Here is a 16,574-nt window from a genome sequence, read left to right as displayed (position 1 = left end):
TTACTAGGTTGGAGGATTATATGTTTCTACCTCGTGGATGAGTTGAATGAGAATGGCTTTGATGGAAGCTCCACTATACGAACTTTGAGATTGCCCCGTCCAGAGACTCAAAAATTGAGGATCTTCGTTTTGCTTTGCTACTCGTCTCAATTCTAGAGTGAGCTTGTTTTGAAAGGGATAGGGTAGGATGTAATGGGTGTGATCCAATTGCTTGGTAAAGGTATTGTTCAATCCTCTAGCATAACGACCTGAAAAACTTTTCGTTAGCACCAAATCACTGGCTTTGGCTTGACGCAAGGCTTCTTTTTCGAATTCGGCAAGATTACTTTCTTGGGATCCCATCAATAAACTGCCAATCGCAAATCCTTGTGCACCAAGTGTTTTAGCTGCTAAAATTGTTTTGGCATTGTAGAGTCCACCTGCGTAGATCAATGGAGTATGTACTGCATCAGACACTTGAGCGAGTAAGGATAATCCGCCTATTTTTGGAAGAGTCTCACTTAAAAAGGTTCCTTGATGACCACCAGCTTCTATACCTTGTACACAAATAAGATCGATCCCTTTTTCCTCTAGTACTTTGGCTTCTTCTACCGAAGTACACGTACCAATGAGTACGATGTGATTCGCTTTTAATTTGGCAATTGTAGAATCGTCAAAAACGCCAAAGGTGAAGCTAACGATTTTACACCCTTCCGCAATAATAGCGTCTACTTGATCGCGATAATCCGTATAGTGTACATCATCATAGGAAGCTAGGTTGACTGTTATATTTGATTTTTGGGCTAGCTCTTCAATAAATTGTTTGGTACGTGTATATTGACGCTCCAATGCAGCTGTGCGTTCAGGCAAGGAATTTAAAAAGACATTTACCGCAAAGGGATGTGAGGTCAGTTGTTTGGTTGCTCGAATGAGTTCAACGCATTTTGACGCTGGTAAATCACCCAAAGGTAGGGTTCCCAAAACACCAATTTCTCCAGCTGCAGCTACCATTTTTGGCGTTGCAACTCCAAACATAGGGGCTTGAATAATCGGATATTTGGTTTGTAAAAGTTGAGTGATTCGATTGTCCCAAGTAAAATTTCCAGTATGCATTTTCTTTCGCTTTATTGGTTAATACTCAAAAGTACAAGGAAAAATAAAAGTATAAGATGATAAATAACAGTATTTTGGGGAAATGACAAAAAAAAGCCCGAGTGCAACTGCACTTGGGCTTGGCATAGTGGGAGTCTTTAAACTGTCCCCCTATTGTATGTAATCAGTCTTTGTTAATCAAAATATGGCTGAACATTGTGATCTTCCATATAGATAGCAATTTTTTCTAATTCATCCAACTCAATATAATCTATAAAAGGAGAGGTTCTTAGATTTTTCCAAAAGGCATGAGCTTTTTTTTCTTCTATAGAAGGCTCTTGACCAATAACAAAATATTTGCCTTTTTTTTGTTCTTTTTCTTCTACAGAAATTGTCAAAGATAGATAACTAGTAATATCATGTTGTATATGCTGAATTGATTTAGTGAAATCTAAAGTTTGTCCTAAAACAGGTCTTTCATTCGATCCAATAAAATCTAAACTAACAGGAACAAGTATAGTTTCAAAATTAGAAGAATTTAAAGTAATATTTGTATTTACACGAGTTTCTATCTGCGGATACAAATGACGGTATACTTGATCTTGAATTTTAAAAGGCGTTACTTCTTTTTTGCGTGATTTAACATTATCTTCTTCGTATGTATGCACATATTTGTTGAAAAGAGCTTTGAAATTCTCTAATGTATTTGCTAATGCAATTGTTTTGGGCGCGCTAAACGAAATTATATTGTTAGCATAATTGGAGAGATAGGTTAAGTATTCTTCTTTCGCCCATTGTTTTACATAACTTGAATCAGGTAAAAACTTCGTTGTTTTTTTCTCATTAGCTTGTATATCTTGCTCTAAAGATTTTAGATATTGCTTAATAAACTGTCTTTTTTCAACAGACAATAAAGGAGAGATGAGGTTTAATTTTTGAGCAGAAAATTTGTAAAAAAACATTTCTCCATCAGTCATGATAAGCCCTATGCATACTTTTTCATCTAAAGTTACATTCAAATTAACATACAGTAAACTATAAAATGTTTTCATGGTTAATTGATTAAAAAGGTTTGTACATAAGTTCGAAATATCAATTCACATTTCTTTTTCCACTCATCTGAAAATAGATGTTGTTTCATTCGATTCACAAATTGCACTGTATCAATATTCCAAGATACAGGAATAAAGGGAATAATAGTATGGAGTTCCTCTTCACATTGTCTTGTACAAAGGTAGAAATTTTGGATTAAAACCTCTACAATTTGCTTTGTTTTATTCTTAGATCTAAAGAGTATTAACGCGATGTCAGTATTTATAATTGTTTCTTCTTCAGTGATTTCGGTTAATTCTCTTTCTAATAAAGACGAATTGAATAAAGTTTCATGGTCAATGGTATAAAAGAAATAAGAAGAGTTTTGGTCGGAATTTAATAGTAAATTATAATTATTGTGGTTTCTGTCTTCGTTGGCGGTCCATATATCAAATAAAGCAATCCACAGAAAATCTGTTTTGTTTTTAATTTTAGCTCTAAAACTATTGTTTTTAAAAAGAGGAAGTGTTGCATTGGTAATAAGATCAGCATGATTTAAAAAAAGGGAGCCAAAACAATCGTGTCTAAACCAATTTAATTGTAGACTTTGATATTGGTTTAGATCAATATGTTCCTCTAAAACCTGAATAAAACTTGTATCAGGTGTTTTGATACCCCAGTATTTAGCGAATGCAGAACCGATATATTCTTTTAATAAAGTACTTGGGAAACGATGGTATTTACAGACCCAATCTTGTAGATCATCACAAGTCACAAGAAGGGGCTTCATTCCTGTTCCATCAAACTGTCTATGTATACCTTCTATTGTTTTTAGTTGCTTCATTTCAATCACTTATTACGAATCGTATCACTCAAATATAGTAAAAAAAGGAGCTAAAATTGAGGATTGAAAACCTAGATTTAAGTCAGTAATGATGGAAATAAAAAAACGAAAGCCCAAGTGCAACTGCACTTGGGCTTTCGTTTTTTGATCAGATCAAATTATCGTCTGCTTTTTTTGGCAGCATCAAATTTTTTGCCTTTTCCGTATGATTGTTTAACTCCTCTTGTTTGGTTTGCAGCTGCTCTACTTGCGTTGTTAACCAAAGGTAAAGCTCCAGTATAGCTTGCTGTAATGCGATTTTCTCTATCGTCAATAGCATTGACAGTAATTGTGTATTGATCTCCTGTTTTCTCTACTTTTACTGTTCCTGTACGCGTTGGAGCAAAACTAGATGTTACCGATTCTCCTTCTTCATTTATCGTTTGTTGGAAGAACCAGGTTCCCCAGTCTAACCCTGGTTCTGAACCTCCACCTAAACCTGCATTTCCAGCTTGTTCTTCTCCGATTGGGAATTCACCAACAGGAATATCAGTCGTTGTGTTTACGTCTGTGTAAAGCGTTACACGCATCCATTCTCCTGCTCCACCTACATTAAAATACTCCCCAGGGTAAGGTGTTAAGGTACCTGAGTATAAGTACATATTCCAACGGTTATTTGGTTTATCCGTAATAGGTGATTTGCCTTTGTACTCTAAGAATCCCTGTGTTAATGGCTGAACTTCTTTATCTGCTCTCAAGGTAGAAATGGTATACTCATCCCCTTGTTTTACTTTTCCGATGTATTTACCTAGGTGTCTTGTCCCATTTTCTAATACAATATTAAAGCGAACTTCTTGTCCTTTTTCGTTGTCCATTACTTTGATTGAACCATCTAAAATGTACAATTCTTCTTGAATTCCAGCTGCTTTGTCATTGTGTTGGAATGAGGCAAAAGAATAATCGTAATCTCCGTTCTCAATCGCTTCTTTTGATCCTACCTTAAAGGTTCCTACTTCAAATTCAGTAGAAGCTTTAAAAGTTTTGTTCGGAATTTTTGCTTCCCATGCTTTTGGAGCCATCTCGTCAAAAAGAGAAGCAGAAATATAGTATCCATCTCCGTTTTCATCTAATTCTCCATATTGATTGGTATCTCCTTGTGTAAAATACGTCATATATTCCGCTATCCCTGGGTGATCAAATACGTTATCTCCCCAATACCAACCATTTTGAACTTCATAGGTTGTTTGGTAAATAGGCTCGATATCGATAGCATGGGTGTAGTTGATATCATAGGCAACTCCTTGCTCATCTTTTAAAACGCCCTTAAAGGTGTAAGTGCCATTTACTTGAGTAACTACAAGCTCTCCACCAACAAGCTTAAACGCTGCTTGTCCTTGTTTGACCACACTCTTCGTGGTGATCGTATACAAAATACCTCCTTCAGAAACGATATAAGTTTCGGGTCTTAAAGCAGCCTCAAGTAAGTTTTCATCTTCAACTACATTGGAAAGAAAATTCAGGTGAAATTCACCTTTATTTGTCTTTAAAACAATATTGAACTCTCCCTTATTTTCCACAGCTCCAAGGTAGGTACCTGTTGCTTGATCTACTGTAATCGGCGTTGTGTTGGTCGATTTGTTGTCATCACTGCTACATGATGTCATCGCTGCGCTTGTAAGCAAAAGAAAGCTCACTAAAAACGATAATTTTCTCATAAGTAATTTGAATTAGTTGGGGATGTTTTTGCTCACATCCAAATTTATTTTTGTCTTTCTTCAAGTAATGATAGCCTTCAAATCAGGTACTGCTTAGCTTTTTAATTTGAATTTTATAAGTATTACTTGTGTGGCAAGTTAGAGTATATTTCTAATAATTAACGAAAGAGTAAATAAATTAACATAATTAAAAGCGATGAATTCGCACTATGTGAATAAATCTAATGTTATACTATGCTAATTGTGTGAATAAATCTTATTATTATAAGAAATGGAGCTGAAATATAAGAGAAGGGGATGTGAATTCCTTAAAGGAAAAAGGAAAGTCATAAACTTTCTCTATATGAAGAAAAAAAGTCTAGTTGTTTTGAGCAACTAGACTTTTGTATAGAAAAGGATTGATTTACGATAGACTCTCGACGCATAGTATGGCGCATTTTTCACCATCAATGGCGGCAGATATGATTCCGCCTGCGTATCCTGCTCCTTCACCACAAGGATAGAGTCCTTTAATCTGAGGGTGTTCCAATGAGCGATCATCTCGGGGGATTCGCACGGGGGAAGAGGTTCTACTTTCTGGAGCGTGAAGAATGGCATCATTGGTGAAATAGCCTTTCATGGACTGTCCAAATGCTCGAAACCCCGCTCGCATAATATCGGTTAAGAAAGCAGGAAATACCTCACCTAGTTCTAGCGAAGTAGTACCGGGTAGATAGGAGGTTTTGGGAATGGAGCTCGACACTTTTTTATCTGAAAAATCTACCATACGCTGAGCGGGAACGCGTTGTGTTTCACCAGCTAAAAGGAAGGCTCGCTGTTCAATAGCCTTTTGAAATTCCATTCCAGCTAAAGCACCAAATTTTTCAAAAGGCTTAAAATCCTCCAAGCGCAATTCAACAACAATACCCGAATTGGCTGTTGGCTGATCGCGTTTGGATGGAGACCAACCATTGGTTACAACCTCACCTGGCGCGGTAGCACAAGGGGCAATTACCCCTCCAGGACACATACAAAAAGAATACATCCCTCGTCCATTGACTTGCTTCACAATGGAATACGGAGCAGGAGGAAGGAATTCACCTCGATAATCACAAGAGTATTGAATTTGATCAATCAGCGATTGTGGATGCTCTGCACGAACACCCAAGGCAAAAGGTTTAGCTTCAATTAAAATATTTTTTCGATCGAGTAATTCATAAATATCCCGAGCAGAGTGTCCAGTGGCTAAGATTACTTTATTAGCCTCAATGGTATCGCCATTTTCCAATAATACGCCTTGTATTTCATTGCCTTGTAAGACGAAGTCAACCACGCGTTTTTCGAATAGTACTTCTCCGCCAAATTCCTCAATCTTATGACGCATGTCCTGCATGATTTTCGGTAATTTATTGGTTCCGATATGAGGATGAGCCTCTACGAGAATATCATGTGGTGCACCAAAGGCAACGAGAAGCTCTAGAATGCGATTGATATCACCGCGTTTTTTTGAACGGGTGTATAGTTTACCATCGGAATAGGTACCAGCACCTCCTTCTCCAAAACAATAGTTGGAATCGGGGTCAACAAGGTGATCAATATTGATCGCTTTTAAGTCTCTGCGACGTCCGCGAACATCTTTTCCTCTTTCAATCACAATGGGTTTAACGCCTAATTCAATGAGCTGTAAAGCAGCAAAATAACCCGCAGGTCCCGCTCCAACTACAATCACGCGTTTGGCGTCTTTGACATTTTTGTAAGCAGGGAAATCAAGGTGTCGGTGTACAATCTCTTCACCCGCAAAAAACACTTGAACTTTCAGGTTGATTTTTACCGCGCGTTGTCTGGCATCAATGGATCTTTTGAGGATGGTAATGTGCTGAATATCGGAAACAGTACTTCGGATATGTTGAGCAACATGTTGGATGAGTAATTCAGCTGAAGCAGCAACTTCAGGAAGTACTTGTAACTGTAATTCTTGTGGCATTTTTTTATAAAGCAATAAAAATTAAAGCGCAAAAATACATTAAAAAAGCAAACAATATAGATCCAAGTAACCGTCGGTATAAAAAAAAATAAGGAATGAGGTTTTGTATGGTATATTTTTGATTAGTAGGCTATTGTGTTTGGTTTTATTTTCTTTTTAAAGGAGGTATTCCTCTGTTTGTTGTGGTATTGCCAATGAAAGAAGATAGTCGATTAGGAAAAGAACTTTATTGTGTAAATCACAAGAGAAGGAGGGAGGTATTTTTGCTTGAAGGAGAATCAAATCCAGTATGGATTAAATGATCTGCTGGACATGGCGCTGTCATCCGTGTGCTGTTGTACTTGCTATACGCCTCCGTCGAGGAGAAAAAGAATGTAAAAAACACTTTTTTTACATCCTACTGTCATAGCGTTGTCATTCCTAAGTTGTATTTTTGGTAGGAAGTTCCGATTATGGAATGAATCCTTTTAAACCTAGATACGATGTCTTATTGCGATACAATAGAACAATTAACGGGCGAACGAAAAGCCCTCCACAAAAAATACCACGATCACCACTATGGTTTCCCCATTCACGACGACAATGAATTATTTGGGCGTTTACTGATGGAAATTAACCAAGCGGGACTGAGTTGGGAAACCATTCTCAAAAAGGAAGAAGCCTTTCGATTGGCGTATAGTAACTTTGATATTCAAGTCGTTGCCGCCTACACGGAAGAAGATCGCCTGCGCTTGATGCAAGATGCGGGAATCATTCGCAACCGCCTTAAAATCAATGCAGCAATTGAAAATGCCAAGGAGATACTAGTCTTGCAAAGTGAATTTGGCTCATTTGAAAATTGGTTGAAACACCATCATCCAAAGACCAAAGAAGAATGGGTAAAATTATTCAAAAAGCACTTCCGCTTTACAGGGGGAGAAATCGTCAATGAGTTTTTAATGAGTACGGGTTATTTAAAAGGAGCGCATACGGAAACTTGTCCACTATATGCCGTGGTTTTACAACAGCAACCCCCTTGGCTAGTTGAAGATGAAAAATAGATATTTAATTGATTATCAGGATGGTGATTCTTTTATTTGCTGTTAAGTTTTTCCTATAACTCCTTTGTTTTCTTGCTATACCCATCTTTTTTCGCTATTTTTATAGCATCCTTGAAATCAAAAAGCGATGATTCTTACCAAAAACGCAAGTGATTTTAAGGTTTAGTATTCAAGTAAACCAAAACAGAACAGATGGAATTTAGAAAATTAGGAACTTCTGCTATAGAAGTTTCCGCAATTACCTTTGGTGCCTGGGCAGCAGGGGGATGGATGTGGGGAAGTACTGATCGAAAAGAAGCAGTAGAAGCTATGGTTGCCGCACATCGCGAAGGGATGACCACCATTGATACGGCACCTATTTATGGTCAAGGCGTAAGTGAAGAAATTGTCGGTGAAGCGATCAAGGGACTTGCACGAGATCAAGTACAATTATTAACGAAGTTTGGCATGCGCTGGGACTTAGCAGCACCTCAAGGTACTTTTGTCATGAATAGTCAGGACAATAAGGGAAAGGATATTGCCATTTATAAATACGCGAGTAAAGCAAGTGTACTCAAAGAAGTGGAAGACAGTTTGAAGCGATTGGGAACGGATTATATCGATTTACTGCAAATCCATTGGCCTGATGTTACAACGCCTATTGCAGAAACTATGGAAGCGATGGAATTGTTGATTCAACAAGGCAAAATTCGCGCAGCAGGTGTGAGTAATTATTCCGTTGAACAGGTGAAAGAAGCTCGAAATACCCTAGGTATTGTCAGCAATCAAGTTCCTTATAGTATGCTCAATCGCGCTATTGAAACGGATTTAGTACCCTATGCCTTAGCACATGATTTGAGTATTATTGCCTATAGCCCAATGGAAAGAGGGCTCTTGACAGGTAAGTACTTCAAAGCGAATGCCTTCGAATCAGGCGATCACCGCTCGGGGTATTTTGCGCAGTTTGACTTGAAAAAAGTGGAAAACTTTTTAGAGGAAATCCGCCCCTTAGCTGAAGAAAAAAGAGCAACATTTGCTCAATTGGTCTTGCGTTGGACCACTTTGCAACCCGCTATTACAGTGACGTTGGCAGGTGCACGAAATGCACAACAAGCCATAGCCAATGCACAAGCCATGCAGATTCAGTTGAATCAAGATGAAATCGATTTTATGAATCGCGCTTTAGCAAAAATATAAAAGTAAAAAAGGGAGTTCACAAACTCCCTTTTTTACTTTTATTGTGCTTCTTTCCAACGAACCAGCAGGTAAGCAGGTTGGCCAAAAGGAGCTAGCAATGTGTCCTTTAAAATCTCAAATCCCCATGTCTTGAAATGAGGAAGTAGAGGATCATCTTGTAAAACCTCCAGCCAAATCGCATCGTATTGACGGGTTAAAGACAGGGCTTTATTCCACAGGGAAGCGCGTATTGCTTCTTCGTTGTGCTCAGGTAAGAGGTAAAATGAAGTGAGATTGATCACTTTTTTATCTGCCAATGCGGGCTGATCTACCTGTTTAATCATCACATAACCTGCGGGAATGTCTGCGTGGTATACGGTTAGCATTTGCGTACTGAGATCGTTGAGTTCTAAAATAGTTGCTTTGTGATCGAGTTGCTGTGCGAGGTATTGATTTAATGGAGCGTCTTCTACTTTTGACGCATACATACCCTTAATTTGGGCTTCTCTTAGTTGAAAAAGAAGACGTAATCCGTCTTCTGTGGCTATCGTAAATTTTGATATTATACTCATACTGAATCGTGTTTATACACAAAGATAGCAGAAGAAAGCTAATATTTTTCGATACAGTATGGGTAAAAGTTATCGGTACATTGTTATTTTCAATTGATCGCCTAAGGCTTTAATGAGAGTGAGATCTTCGGGTGTAATACGCTGGGCATACACCGCTCTGAAGTTTGATTCGTAAGCGGTAGTAAAAGAGAATGTTTCTCCAGGGGTTAGGCTAATTCCAAGGGATGTACAATGGGTATAAAAAGCTTCCTTATCTGTTGTAGCAGGTAGTTGTCCCCAAATGCTATAGCCACCTTTAGGTGCTTGCACTGTGAGGGCATCGGGAGAAGGAGAAGGGAAAGAAGCGTTGAATTGACGAACCAATTGCATTGCCTGTCGCTCTAAATTTTGGCGAAAGATACGCAAGTGCTTGTCATAGCTAGGAAGTTGTAATAATCGGATTATAACCTCTTGATTGAGAGGAGAAACCGATCGACCTAGGGCAAATTTCAATCGCTCCGCTTGGGCAAAGTACTTTCCTGCAGCTAGCCATCCCAAACGCAAACCTGGGGCAACTGTCTTGGAAAAGGAAGAAAAGGTCAACACCAATCCACGGGTGTCGAAATTCTTGATATTAATTGGGCGTTCTCCTTGAAAATATAGATCTCCATAAATGTCATTTTCCAAAATAGGCATTTGATATTGTACCGCGAGTTGATAGAGTTTTTCTTTGTTCTCCTCAGTGAGGAGAATGCCTGTCGGATTGTGGAAATTAGGCGTAACAACAAGGGCCTTAATGGCGTGTTGACCACACATTTTTTTAAGTAATTCAAATCTAATCCCTCCTTTGGGCGTAGGGGAATCTCCAGTGCACGCAAACGCAAACGGGCAATGACTTCCAAAACGGAGAATACACACGGACTTTCTACAGCAATAATATCCTGTGGGGTGGTTACAGCTGCTAATCCAATATATAATGCTTGTAGAGCTCTTTACTAATCCCTTGAATACAAGGTAATCATAACCACTTTGAACGGAACTTGTACTCAGTTGATAGGTTTCCTTAATCGCTCGTACAGTGGGAAGCGCATCTCCTGCTTGTAGATGCCCCTTTTCAATCGCTTCCTCTAGTTTAGCGGTGAATATTTCGTATTTGTACTTTTTCACGTGGTTTTGAATCAACTGTATGGAGTAAATATACAATTTTTGACTTTTATATCGGTATAGTTGATGAAGAGGATGGATATCCTTTATGTGGATCCTTTTTTGTCAAATACTCCTTGGTGCTGTATTTGATAACAATTGTTATCGTTAAGGTACCGCTGATTTTTCACCTTTGTCTTGTTTAATCAAAGCAGTAAAAATGGAAAAAATAGTAGAGGAGATGTTGCACAACGTCATCGAAAGTAAAACCTATGATGAAGAACTACTTCTAGCATACTTTTCAACGGACTACATACAGGTAGTTGATGGGAATACGTTGGATTTTACAGGATTTAAGAGGCACATCCAAAAACTAAAAGAATTGATTGCTACTGTAGAGGTAGAGGTTCTCAATTTTGCAAGTAGAGGCCATACAGTATTTACCAAACATCAGGTTCAATCGGTTTTGCGTGATGGTTCTCACCACAAACATATCGTCATGGCAGAATTTACTTTTCACAAGGATAAGATTGTGCGATGTGAAGAGCTTACCTTTTTACTCAAGGGTACAGCATCAGGTAAAAACTTGGGGTCTACTGTATAAAGGAGCCCGCTAATCCACTTGATCCAAGCGATTGTACAGCGCTCTCTTATAGGTAATTCCAATGGGAATTTGAACGTTTTTTATCGAGACTTCTTGTTCGGTGTAGGCTGTTATTTTGGTGAGATTTACCACGTATGATTTGTGGATTCTCAAGAATTTTTGTGCAGCTAAGAGGGAAACAATCTCTTGGGTAGTAGTGGTTACAATATGCACTTTATCACTAGTGAAAACTTTGACATAATTGCCATAACTTTGAATGTAATCGATGGTGTCTTGTTGAATTTCGATTTGGTCTTTTCCTATTTTGAGTTGAATCGCCAAGGGAGGCTGTACGCTCTCACGGGAAATGTAAAAGGATAAAAAGCGCTCCATTGCTTTGATAAAGCGTGGAAAAGAGATGGGCTTTAGCAAATAATCCACCACACCATAGTCATAGCTTTTTAAGGCATAATGTGAATGGGCGGTGGTTAAAATGGTTTTGGGCGCTTGTGGAAGGGTCTCTAAAAACTCAATCCCTGACATTTGGGGCATATCAATATCTAAGAAGATCAAATCCACGGGGTGTAAGCGGATATAGTCTATGGCTTCTACTGCATTATAACACTGTTTTACAAGGTATAAATGAGCATTTTTTTCAATGTAATTTTGCAATACATAGTGAGAAGCAGGCTCATCGTCAATAATCATGCATTTATATCGGGATTGTTCCATGGTTTATAAGTTGATTGATAGATGGGTAATAAATTGATTTCCTTCAGGATAAACGCGTAAGGTATGTCGATTTGGGTAGATCATCTGCAAACGCGCGGTTGTATTTTCCAATCCTACTCTGGTTGAGGTAGGTGGAGTTGCTTTTAGCGGAAGGGGATTAACAATGTCGAGTTGCAATACGCCTTGGGTTACCTGAAGGTGGAGGTGAATAAAACAATGTTCAATATTCGAAGTCCCGTGTTTGAATGCATTTTCGACAAACGTAAAGATAATCAGTGGGGCGATAGTATAGTTCGTCGGATGGTCAATTGTCGAGGTAAAACGCAGATCACAACGATAACCTACGCGTTCTTTTTCCAGCTCAATATAGCTTTGAATAAAGGAAATTTCATCACGTAAAGCCACCACTTCTTTCTGGCTGTTTTCAACCTGATAGCGCAGAAGCTCAGAAACCTTCATAATAGCGTCGGGTGTTTTATCGGGAAATGCAATACTCAATCCATAAATGGTATTTAATGTATTAAAGAGAAAATGAGGGTTTAACTGCTTGTTTAACAGGTCTATTTCATTTTTTTTAGTGATGATTTCTCGATGGGCGACTTCTTTTTGTTTGCGATAATAGGCTAAAAAATGAGTAGTTCCCAGGATACAAACACTCGATCCCAATAAAACCCCCAATTGATATTGAAAGGTAAGTTTGGAATTGGTTGAATGTAAAAAACAGGATTTGTATAAGAAACTTTGCGTCAGATGACTGAGTAAAAATGCTGTAACCGAGAGTAAACAAAGGGTGAGAAAGATATACAGGTATATCCGATCTCTTTTAACCAATAATGGCAAGAGGTAAAAGCGGTTTAATTGCGCATGGGCATACAAAAGCATAAAGTAAACCAAACCTAGAAATAGACTTCTCCAACTGGCAATGAGTATCCAGTCGTTTAAAGTAAATAAAATGAAAGAGAACACCAAGACGCCTAATTCTTGTGTCCATTTACGCTCTAATAAATCCCTCATCGTGTTGTTTGTCTCTGAATGCAAAGATAGGGATATCTTTATTGTACCTCCTTGTTTCATGACCAATGCAATTGGTCATTTTCTTTTTGAGATTAACCGCTATTGCTTTTGACTTTTCTGAGGAGTTGGTATTATTGTACTATAAAATGGTTTTTAATAATAGCAAATGATAAGTAGAAAGCCTCAATCTCTTGTTTTATACCTCATAGGAATTGCCTTATTGCTTTTTGGGCAACGCAGTTTTTGGGACAAATTCAAAGAAGCAAGAAAACAAGTAGCACTCGAAAAGAAACAACAGCAAGAAGAGGCGTTGATTTCGAATAGACCCTTTGAAATTCAAGAAATTGAATATGATTCCATTGGCGGAAAATGGAAAAATGATCGCGTTTATTTTCAGACGATACACGTGGGGAATGTCAATTTCAAATCACTCAAAAACAGGAGAACTACAACCGTTGAACACCATGATGAAGAAAATGCCTCCGACAGTTTCTAAGGCGTATATCACACAAACGCGAAAGCTCTTCCATTGCCACATCAAGATCAAAATACCGCTTGAGTGTGGAGAAGCCTTGTTAGAGGATTGCTTTGCCCTTTTGGAGCAACTAGATCGACGCTATAATTCTTATCAACCTGGATCGTTTTTTAGTCGAATTAATCAACAGGCAGGATATTGGGTTGAGGTAGATGATACTTGTATTGCGCTACTGCAACAGCTGCAATTGATTTCAACGCTTACCAACGGAAGTTATGATATTAGTTGTATGCCCCTGATTCGCCTGTGGGGATTCTATCAACAAGATACGGCTAATCTTCGGGTTCCCTCTGCTGCGGAATTGGCGGATACCCTGCAAAAAGTAGGGTATAAACAACTAGAGATTAAATCGAATTTTGTGCGTATTGCTGTAGGACAAGAATTAATTACAGGGTCTTTCCTTAAGGCATTTGCCGTCGATCAAGTTATTGCCTTTTTAAAAGAGGAGGGCATCACGGATGCGATAATTAATGCAGGTGGAAGTACGATTAGGGGAATTAATGATGAGACACATCCACAGTGGAAGGTTACTATTCCTTCCGCTTTTGTACCCGAAGAACGAGCGCGAACCCTAGCCCTTGAAAATGCGTGTTTTAGTTTGTCGGGTTCGGCTCACAATCAGTTGGTGATTGAAGGACAGACCTATGGGCATATCCTTGATAGCAGAACAGGATATCCCGTAACAACAGCACAGGTAGGCGTAATTACACCTACAGCCTTTTTGGGCGATGCGCTATCTACAGCTCTTTTTGCTGTATCCAAACAAGATTTACCTTTGGTAACGACTCAATTGAAACGTCATTTTGACTTTGATTATTACCGAATTGAACACAATAAAAATAAATAAGCAACACCATGGTATTGATTCCTTCATTGAAGAAGAAGACCAAAGGGAGTGTCCTTGCACCTATTCAAGATGCCTCTCTTTTTTACCTGCCTTTACAAGCGTATCGCCATATCATGCACCCGCTGGTTCAACAGGGAGATTATGTGCGTAAATACCAACCCATTGCCGCTAGCACAGGCGTATTTGCGACTGTGTTGCATGCTCCCGTTTCGGGAACGATTGAAGGCTTTGTGGAAGTAGATGGACAAGCCGTTATCTTGTTGCGCAATGATTTTGCAGAAGTAGCAACTCCTTTAAAAATAGTGGATATCACCACTCTCACCCTAGAAGGGTTTTGCACCCTCTTATTGGATTATGGTATTGTGGGGGCTGGTGGTTCACAATTTCCAACCCATTTAAAATACCGCCTACCTAAAGGAAGGATTGACACCTTGTTGTTGAATGGCGCCGAATGCGAGCCTTATTTGAGTGCGGATTTTATCGTCATGCAAGAGAAAGTAGAGGAGTTGCTGAAAGCAATCCAAGTGATACAATCCGTTTTGGGTGTTACCCGTATCCTATGGGCTATAGAAAAACAAAATAAGGTGTTGAAAAAGCGGATTCTCCAAGCGGCTGCGAAAGTAAATATGCAGGTGGAGGTCAAGCTTTTACCCAATAGTTATCCCCAAGGAGGAGAATTGCAATTGATTCGTTCCACGACGGATAAAGAGATTCACAAAGGAAGCTTACCTGCGGATCACGGTATTTTGGTCAATAATATTGCAACGATTTGGGCGATCTACCAAGCGCTTTTTGAAGGTAAACCCATGATTGAACGGGTCGTAACACTTGCTGGTATTAAGGGAACTTTTTCAGGAAATTACCAAGTAAAGGTGGGAACTCCCGTTGCCCATTTGGTTCAAGAAACAGCAAATACTTGGGATGCGAATAGTCAATGGGCTATTTTAGGAGGACCAATGATGGGAAAACACGTGCAATCGGGACTAACGCCTCTCCACAAGGGAGTAGGGGGTGTTTTACTACTAAAAAAGCAACCTCAAAATCAACAAAATTGTATCAAATGTGGCTGGTGTGTGGAGGTGTGTCCACAGCGATTAATGCCTTTGGAGTTCGTTCGACACAATCAAAATAATACCCTAGAAGCCTTGTTGAATCTCAACCTGAACGATTGTATCGAATGTGGTGCTTGTGCCTATATCTGTCCCAGTGATATTCCTTTGATGGAGCATATTTTTGAAGGAAAAACAAAAGTAGTAACCCCGTTGATTAAAAGAAATTAGATGGCTGTACATCCTTATATAAAACCGCGATTTGATCGCTTGCAACTTGTTATGTTAGACGTAGTTATCGCTTTGTTGCCTGCTTTGTTTGTCGGGTGGATTGCCTTTGGTAATTTGCTGCTGTATCAAGTGGGGATTGCCCTTTTTACAGCTTTAGTCACCGAGTTTTGTTGTTCGTGGCTTTTCTTGGGTAAGAAGAATACGTTGGGCGATGGTTCGGCCGTTGTTACAGCCCTGCTGTTGGTCTGTACGCTTTCTCCTATTACGCCAGGGTATATCGTGGCTTTTGGCGCTTTTTCTGCTATCTTATTTGGTAAAATCGCGTGGGGCGGCTTGGGTAAAAACCGATTTAATCCCGCTTTAGTAGGAAGAGAATTTATGGCAGTTTTTTTTGCGTCTACGATGACCTCACCGTCGATTTGGGATACAAAGGCTAGCGTACAAACCCCTAAAACAGCCTTGTTCTCTGCTTTGGACAATGCCGATGTTGGCGATTACTTGAGTAGTTTAGTGTATAAAACCAATGGCGCCTTAGGTGAGTATTCCATTCTTTGTTTGGTGCTAGGTGGGATTTATCTCCTCGTGAGAAATAGAATTAGTTGGCATATTCCCTTTGCTTTATTGGGCGTTTTTACGTTGAGCGCTTGGGTAGGAGCAGATGATTTGCGCTTTTCCCTTAGTGGTATTGTATTGGCAACTATTTTTATGGCGACGGATATGCCTTCCAGTCCAACCAACGCCAAAGGAAAACTATACTATGGCGGGATGATTGGTCTCGTCGCTTATCTCTTCCTTATCGGAGCAGTACGCTATGAATATATGTCGTATTCCATCCTCTTACTCAATGGCTTTTCTCCTCAAATAAGTCAAGTATTTCAACCAAGAGTTTGGGGACAAACCAAAGATCGGAAGAAAGAGGTAGAGGCAATCTTCTTGTTAACCCTGCAAATTTTAGCTACCGCATTAGCAATTATTACTTTATACTACTACGGATGGATTCCGTATGTCGTTTACCTCTATATCCTATACTGTATTGTCAAATTCAATTATTCATATGCAAAGCAAGTTCACCATGTTATTTAAAAGAAAA

The 16,574-nt window shown here is 39.0% G+C and carries 16 protein-coding genes; 7 read left to right on the top strand and 9 right to left on the bottom strand.

All coding sequences use genetic code 11. The features are described 5' to 3' along the window. Positions 1-3 precede the first annotated feature (3 nt). From ACPDHL_RS11630 to ACPDHL_RS11610, 5 genes are all read right to left on the bottom strand, one after another. On the bottom strand, positions 4-1,092 hold the full coding sequence (locus ACPDHL_RS11630) for an NAD(P)H-dependent flavin oxidoreductase (RefSeq protein WP_430532928.1): 1,089 nt from the start codon (positions 1,090-1,092) through the stop codon (positions 4-6). A gap of 173 nt (positions 1,093-1,265) precedes the next feature. Further along, positions 1,266-2,123, bottom strand: a complete 858-nt coding sequence (locus ACPDHL_RS11625) for a hypothetical protein (protein ID WP_430532927.1) — start codon at positions 2,121-2,123, stop codon at positions 1,266-1,268. Between the two features lie 2 nt (positions 2,124-2,125). Then, positions 2,126-2,947 carry a HipA family kinase gene (locus ACPDHL_RS11620; protein ID WP_430532926.1) on the bottom strand — a complete coding sequence of 274 codons (822 nt, stop codon included), beginning with the start codon at positions 2,945-2,947 and terminating at the stop codon, positions 2,126-2,128. A gap of 158 nt (positions 2,948-3,105) precedes the next feature. Beyond that, positions 3,106-4,641 carry a hypothetical protein gene (locus tag ACPDHL_RS11615; protein ID WP_430532925.1) on the bottom strand — a complete coding sequence of 512 codons (1,536 nt, stop codon included), beginning with the start codon at positions 4,639-4,641 and terminating at the stop codon, positions 3,106-3,108. 403 nt (positions 4,642-5,044) lie between these two features. Next, positions 5,045-6,604, bottom strand: a complete 1,560-nt coding sequence (locus ACPDHL_RS11610; protein WP_430532924.1) for an NAD(P)/FAD-dependent oxidoreductase — start codon at positions 6,602-6,604, stop codon at positions 5,045-5,047. Positions 6,605-7,086: 482 nt separating this feature from the next. On the opposite strand from ACPDHL_RS11610, the gene ACPDHL_RS11605 reads away from it, so the two are divergent. Both ACPDHL_RS11605 and ACPDHL_RS11600 read left to right on the top strand, forming a co-directional pair. After that, the gene (locus ACPDHL_RS11605; RefSeq protein ID WP_430532923.1) at positions 7,087-7,644 is read left to right on the top strand and encodes a DNA-3-methyladenine glycosylase I; all 558 of its coding nucleotides are present in this window, start codon (positions 7,087-7,089) and stop codon (positions 7,642-7,644) included. 192 nt (positions 7,645-7,836) lie between these two features. Beyond that, a complete protein-coding gene (locus ACPDHL_RS11600) occupies positions 7,837-8,820 on the top strand; it encodes an aldo/keto reductase (RefSeq protein ID WP_430532922.1) in 984 nt (327 codons plus the stop codon). Positions 8,821-8,858: 38 nt separating this feature from the next. On the opposite strand, the gene ACPDHL_RS11595 is transcribed toward ACPDHL_RS11600, so the two are convergent. Together ACPDHL_RS11595 and ACPDHL_RS11590 are read right to left on the bottom strand one after the other, a co-directional pair. Continuing rightward, complete coding sequence (locus tag ACPDHL_RS11595) at positions 8,859-9,371, bottom strand: hypothetical protein (RefSeq protein ID WP_430532921.1); 513 nt, start codon at positions 9,369-9,371, stop codon at positions 8,859-8,861. A gap of 69 nt (positions 9,372-9,440) precedes the next feature. Continuing rightward, complete coding sequence (locus tag ACPDHL_RS11590; RefSeq protein WP_430532920.1) at positions 9,441-10,517, bottom strand: aminotransferase class I/II-fold pyridoxal phosphate-dependent enzyme; 1,077 nt, start codon at positions 10,515-10,517, stop codon at positions 9,441-9,443. Positions 10,518-10,713: 196 nt separating this feature from the next. Here ACPDHL_RS11590 and ACPDHL_RS11585 point away from each other — a divergent pair, with 196 nt between their 5' ends. Next, positions 10,714-11,097, top strand: a complete 384-nt coding sequence (locus ACPDHL_RS11585; protein WP_430532919.1) for a hypothetical protein — start codon at positions 10,714-10,716, stop codon at positions 11,095-11,097. Between the two features lie 9 nt (positions 11,098-11,106). On the opposite strand, the gene ACPDHL_RS11580 is transcribed toward ACPDHL_RS11585, so the two are convergent. Both ACPDHL_RS11580 and ACPDHL_RS11575 read right to left on the bottom strand, forming a co-directional pair. Beyond that, positions 11,107-11,808 carry a LytR/AlgR family response regulator transcription factor gene (locus tag ACPDHL_RS11580; RefSeq protein ID WP_430532918.1) on the bottom strand — a complete coding sequence of 234 codons (702 nt, stop codon included), beginning with the start codon at positions 11,806-11,808 and terminating at the stop codon, positions 11,107-11,109. 3 nt (positions 11,809-11,811) lie between these two features. After that, positions 11,812-12,822 carry a sensor histidine kinase gene (locus ACPDHL_RS11575; RefSeq protein ID WP_430532917.1) on the bottom strand — a complete coding sequence of 337 codons (1,011 nt, stop codon included), beginning with the start codon at positions 12,820-12,822 and terminating at the stop codon, positions 11,812-11,814. Positions 12,823-12,988: 166 nt separating this feature from the next. Between ACPDHL_RS11575 and ACPDHL_RS11570 the strand changes: the two genes are divergently transcribed. The 4 genes from ACPDHL_RS11570 to ACPDHL_RS11555 are packed head-to-tail and all read left to right on the top strand — an operon-like array spanning position 12,989 to position 16,567. Beyond that, the gene (locus ACPDHL_RS11570; RefSeq protein WP_430532916.1) at positions 12,989-13,318 is read left to right on the top strand and encodes a hypothetical protein; all 330 of its coding nucleotides are present in this window, start codon (positions 12,989-12,991) and stop codon (positions 13,316-13,318) included. Further along, entirely contained in the window at positions 13,287-14,204 is a 918-nt protein-coding gene (locus ACPDHL_RS11565) for an FAD:protein FMN transferase (RefSeq protein WP_430532915.1), read from the top strand. The genes ACPDHL_RS11570 and ACPDHL_RS11565 overlap by 32 nt, the downstream gene beginning before the upstream one ends. Positions 14,205-14,212: 8 nt before the next feature. Further along, positions 14,213-15,484 (top strand): electron transport complex subunit RsxC, encoded by a 1,272-nt coding sequence (rsxC, locus tag ACPDHL_RS11560; RefSeq protein WP_430532914.1) that lies wholly within the window; start codon positions 14,213-14,215, stop codon positions 15,482-15,484. Then, positions 15,485-16,567 carry an RnfABCDGE type electron transport complex subunit D gene (locus ACPDHL_RS11555; protein ID WP_430532913.1) on the top strand — a complete coding sequence of 361 codons (1,083 nt, stop codon included), beginning with the start codon at positions 15,485-15,487 and terminating at the stop codon, positions 16,565-16,567. It begins immediately after the preceding gene. Positions 16,568-16,574 lie beyond the last annotated feature (7 nt).

This window comes from Myroides sp. C15-4 (assembly GCF_050522745.1).
Taxonomy (GTDB): domain Bacteria; phylum Bacteroidota; class Bacteroidia; order Flavobacteriales; family Flavobacteriaceae; genus Flavobacterium.
Note: the sequence above shows the minus strand (reverse complement) of the source record. Positions and strands in the feature narration are given on the sequence as shown.

Bases quoted from the DNA above. Each gene is read 5' to 3' on its own strand.
- ACPDHL_RS11630 (WP_430532928.1), bottom strand. From the start codon at position 1,092: ATGCATACTGGAAATTTTACTTGGGACAATCGAATCACTCAACTTTTA.
- ACPDHL_RS11625 (WP_430532927.1), bottom strand. From the start codon at position 2,123: ATGAAAACATTTTATAGTTTACTGTATGTTAATTTGAATGTAACTTTA.
- ACPDHL_RS11620 (WP_430532926.1), bottom strand. From the start codon at position 2,947: ATGAAGCAACTAAAAACAATAGAAGGTATACATAGACAGTTTGATGGA.
- ACPDHL_RS11615 (WP_430532925.1), bottom strand. From the start codon at position 4,641: ATGAGAAAATTATCGTTTTTAGTGAGCTTTCTTTTGCTTACAAGCGCA.
- ACPDHL_RS11610 (WP_430532924.1), bottom strand. From the start codon at position 6,604: ATGCCACAAGAATTACAGTTACAAGTACTTCCTGAAGTTGCTGCTTCA.
- ACPDHL_RS11605 (WP_430532923.1), top strand. From the start codon at position 7,087: ATGTCTTATTGCGATACAATAGAACAATTAACGGGCGAACGAAAAGCC.
- ACPDHL_RS11600 (WP_430532922.1), top strand. From the start codon at position 7,837: ATGGAATTTAGAAAATTAGGAACTTCTGCTATAGAAGTTTCCGCAATT.
- ACPDHL_RS11595 (WP_430532921.1), bottom strand. From the start codon at position 9,371: ATGAGTATAATATCAAAATTTACGATAGCCACAGAAGACGGATTACGT.
- ACPDHL_RS11585 (WP_430532919.1), top strand. From the start codon at position 10,714: ATGGAAAAAATAGTAGAGGAGATGTTGCACAACGTCATCGAAAGTAAA.
- ACPDHL_RS11580 (WP_430532918.1), bottom strand. From the start codon at position 11,808: ATGGAACAATCCCGATATAAATGCATGATTATTGACGATGAGCCTGCT.
- ACPDHL_RS11575 (WP_430532917.1), bottom strand. From the start codon at position 12,822: ATGAGGGATTTATTAGAGCGTAAATGGACACAAGAATTAGGCGTCTTG.
- ACPDHL_RS11570 (WP_430532916.1), top strand. From the start codon at position 12,989: ATGATAAGTAGAAAGCCTCAATCTCTTGTTTTATACCTCATAGGAATT.
- ACPDHL_RS11565 (WP_430532915.1), top strand. From the start codon at position 13,287: ATGATGAAGAAAATGCCTCCGACAGTTTCTAAGGCGTATATCACACAA.
- rsxC (WP_430532914.1), top strand. From the start codon at position 14,213: ATGGTATTGATTCCTTCATTGAAGAAGAAGACCAAAGGGAGTGTCCTT.
- ACPDHL_RS11555 (WP_430532913.1), top strand. From the start codon at position 15,485: ATGGCTGTACATCCTTATATAAAACCGCGATTTGATCGCTTGCAACTT.